Annotated in this window: 1 protein-coding gene; it reads right to left on the reverse strand. The window is 66.0% G+C overall.

Annotated features, from left to right (window positions below; all coding sequences use genetic code 11):
• Nucleotides 1-1,113 (reverse strand): formamidase (gene fmdA, locus AC1D15_RS33365; RefSeq protein WP_477829441.1); only part of this gene is annotated, 1,113 nt, incomplete at its 3' end.
• Between the last annotated feature and the right edge of the window lie 54 nt (nucleotides 1,114-1,167).

Genomic DNA, 1,167 nt, shown 5'->3' on the forward strand with positions numbered 1-1,167 from the left:
GGCCCTTCGATGCGCTGCGGCGCATGGCCGAGCGGGATGTGCCGGCGCCGTGCCGAGGATCGAGTAGGCCTGCGCCTTCGAGTAGCCGAACTTCGTCAGGTACTCGATCGCGTTCAGGCAGGCCTGCCGGTACGCGACGTTGACGTCCAGGTAGTGCTGCTTGCCGGCCTCGTCGACCGAGATGCCCTCGAAGATCAGGTAGTCGTTGTAGTGCGGCGTGATCGGGCTGGGCCGGAAGATCGGGTTCCTGATGCCGTACATCGCCATGCCGCCCTTGATCACCTCGACCTTCATGTGCACCCAGCCGGCCATCTCGATCGCGCCGCAGAAGGTGATCTCGCCGTCGCCCTGGCTGAAGTGCAGGTCGCCCACCGACAGGCCGGCGCCCTTCACGTACACCGGGAAGTAGATCTTCGAGCCGCGCGACAGGTCCTTGATGTCGCAGTTGCCGCCGTGCTCGCGCGGCGGCACGGTACGAGCCCCCTCGGCCGCCGCCTTGGCCTTCGCGTCACCGCCCAGCTTGCCCATGTGGGCGGTGGCCGCGAACGGCGGATTGGCCAGCGGCGGCACGCGGTCGGGCTCGGTCGCGATCAGGCCGACCTCGCGCTCGTTCCACTTCTCGAGCAGCGACGGGTCCGGCAGGCAGCCGATCAGCCCCGGGTGGATCAGCCCGGCGTAGTTGACACCCGGCACGTGACGCGATTTCGTGAACATGCCCTGGATGTCCCAGATCGACTTCTGCGCGAACGGGAAGTGGTCGGTCAGGAAGCCGCCGCCGTTGTTCTTCGAGAAGAAGCCGTTGAAACCCCACAGGCTGTCGGCCTTGGCGCCGATGTCCAGCAGGTCGACCACCAGCAGGTCGCCCGGTTCGGCGCCGTGCACGCCGACCGGGCCCGACAGGAAGTGCACGATCGACAGATCGATGTCGCGCACATCGTCGGCGCTGTCGTTGTTCTGGATGAAGCCGCCCGTCCAGTCGTAGGTCTCGAGCACGAAGTCGTCGCCCGGCTTGATCCAGCAGGCCATCGGGATGTCCGGATGCCAGCGGTTGTGGACCTGCTCGTTCTCGTACGGCGATTGCTTCAGGTCGACCTTGATCAGGGTGTCGGGCATGGCGTGCTCCTGTGAATGTGTGTGTTCGGGGAAATGACTCAGACGGAGAGGAAC

This window comes from Rhizobacter sp. P2_H2, assembly GCF_056403375.1.